Consider the following 2770-nt stretch of genomic DNA (forward strand, 5'->3'; position numbering starts at 1 on the left):
CTGTAAGTTTCATATCACGATATTTTTAATTGTTTCTGTTTAATGCGAATTGCTTTAGCCCTGATTTTGGCAAGTTTCAGTTTGCGCTCTTTGCCCACTATGACACCTTTGTTCACGCTGCCTTTTTCGGTCAGGTCGATGTATTCATCGGCTCGTTTATCGGTAAATGGCTCAAATGATTTTATGGATAAATGCTCCTTGATTGCATAAATCAGGTTATCAAAGCACTTGTTGATGTAAATGCGTTCCTGACCTTGCGGATAAACAGGATGAGAAAACATTCCACCTGATACCAGGTAGTTATTAACCCGGTTTTTTTCCTTTAGCTTGTCGTACACATAGCACTCGAAGCTCCGGGCAAACATCTCTGCAATATCTTTCCAATAAGCACCTTGAAGTTTGGAGTGGTGATACAGGTAACTGTCGGTTCTGCGTTTTTTTGTCTCATCAAAATCATTGTAGCTAACTGCTTTATCATCCAAAGCATAATACCCAAAGCGAAGCATTAGGATAAGCGAAACGATACTTGTATGTACCACCGATTGTCTCTCCTGAAATGTTGGCACAACCTTTTTAATGGAGGTCTTTAGAATATCCTTGAACCAATCTTTTGTTGGTGATGAATTACCACCTATAAAATACTTCTTGCGGTAGCCTAAACTTTCAATGATGGTATTTAAATAGCTTTCTGAACGTAGCGGTTTGGTTGATAATTCCAAGCCATTCAGGTAATGGTCAAAGAAATGTCCCCACTCATGGGCTACCGAGCCGTCACCGTTTCGTTTGGTCAGGTTAATGAGCTGGCGTGTTGGATAATAAGTCGCCATTGCCTTACCACCACGACCAAAAGCACCGAAAGCAATAGCCAGGGCTTCGTTTATGGATAGGTTGATGTCAAGCACCTCGCATAAATCAACGATGGCTGCAACAAAGTGGCGAATGTGTTCCCTGGCTTCATCATCCTTCACATAGTTTCCTAATGTGAGCGATTTAAAATGAAGTTTCTTGATAACCGTATTTTCATCCGCTTCTTCAATCAACAAACCGCCTGTACGCTTGATGTATGATAGCGGTACGGCTTCTATTTTAGGCTTGCTACTGCTCTTTGATTTGCTTGTTTTCTTTGTTTCAGCCCAGCTCCAATCAGGTTTAAATTCCATGTAAGGGAATCGTTCTTTTTGCTCATCGTATTCTCTTTTTGCATCATTGATAAACCTTGTGCAAACCTGAGTAACATACCTTACATAGTCCTCCACAGTCCGAACGCTGCTCAACATACCTCCCTGAAAAGTCAGGTCATTTTGCTTGTGGCGTTTCATATCGGCAGGAGAAAGAATTTGCCTTGCAGAATCAATGCAATCCTGTTGGCGTTTAATCCGCTTATCGGTGTATTCTTTCAATTTTTTTGCATGGGGAGCTGCCTGTTCTTTGGTGATACCTGAATATTGATGGGCTTTCATGTAGGTTTCCTTAACCGCAGATGTAGTGCGGTAACCCTTAATGGTAAAGACAATATTGCGAAGTGCCTTACCGAATATCATTCCAAAATCATGCTTACCCACAATCTCACCATTATTAGCAATGGTATCGAGTTGCTGTAAATCCGTGATTGAAATGGCATCATTAAGAACACTTGCAAAAGCTTCTGCCATTTTTACATATTGCTCCCTGGCTTCTTTGGTGTTGGCATGTGGTTTTGCAGGGAAAGCCTGACGAACCTTTACTTTCAGAAAGGCACAACCTGAATCCGTTCCATTTTCTTTTTCAGCCTGTGGGTCAACCTTTGGAAATACCTTATCCTTTTTAATTAGCTCGATAGCGGTCGCTTCGTCCTGTTCAATGCTGTTTAAATCGCTACTGCTGATAAGCTTGTTGTACATGGCTTGTTCTTTCCTGGAACCATGAACACGCTTCCCTGCATCTTTAAATTCCCGGTTCTTTTGCTTCTCTTGCAAAGCTTTTTCAACTTCGGTATCAATATCACCAAGGTCATCATTGGGTGTTGCCAAGTTAACACAGTAGTTTTCATATAAAGTCCAATCATCGCTGATAATAAAGAAACTATCATTGAGATTTGGCTTGTAACCTTGCTTTGTTTTGTAGCCATTCCGACCTTCAATGAATCCATGTTTGGGCAATATCCAAACGAAGTCACCCTTTCTCGGTTTGTAGCGAGTTGCTATAATATCGGTTGCTTTCTCAAAACCTTTATAGATGGGCAAAGCATTAACATTAACACCCTCTTTAAAACCATTGGTTAGGATGGAATCCTTTGATTTTCCTTTGGTGCGAATATCCTTGTGGATGGCTTTGTACTTTTTGTAAAACTCCTTTTCTGTCATAGTATGGTCTTGATTTTAGGGTGAGTACCAAGCCCGGCAACTGCCCGAAGCTGTTTTTGCTTAATCAGGATTGCCTTTGCACGGAGTTTTACAAGCTTTAATTGCTTGCCTGTGTCAATGCTTACCTTTTTACCTTTAGGTGCGGATTGCTTTTGTTTGGCCAGTCTTTTGGGGAATTCCTTTTTGTCTTGCTCAAACATCTTCATTGCCTCATTAGTAAGGCTATCCGTTGTGTTGCTTCGCTTTGTTCCTTTATCCAAAAACTCATCATAATAATGGCGAGGAATTTTAACCGATAAACTGAATCGCTCACCAAGCAGATTAAGAAGTTTAGGCATCTTGCTTTCTTCAACCGAAGCCCTCATATTGCCCGAAACCATTTCAAAACCATCCCGATTATTAACCAGGAGCTTCACCACTTCTTTATC

The 2770-nt window shown here is 40.9% G+C and carries 2 protein-coding genes; both read right to left on the bottom strand.

Going from position 1 to position 2770, the window contains the following annotated elements:
- Positions 1-14: 14 nt before the first annotated feature.
- Positions 15-2342, bottom strand: coding sequence for an LPD1 domain-containing protein (locus OM075_RS26615; protein ID WP_301193244.1), 2328 nt, complete (start codon positions 2340-2342; stop codon positions 15-17).
- Positions 2339-2770 (bottom strand): hypothetical protein (locus OM075_RS26620; protein WP_301193245.1); only part of this gene is annotated, 432 nt, incomplete at its 5' end. The genes OM075_RS26620 and OM075_RS26615, both read right to left, overlap by 4 nt.

It is taken from the genome of Plebeiibacterium sediminum (assembly GCF_026013605.1).
GTDB lineage: Bacteria > Bacteroidota > Bacteroidia > Bacteroidales > Marinilabiliaceae > Saccharicrinis > Saccharicrinis sediminus.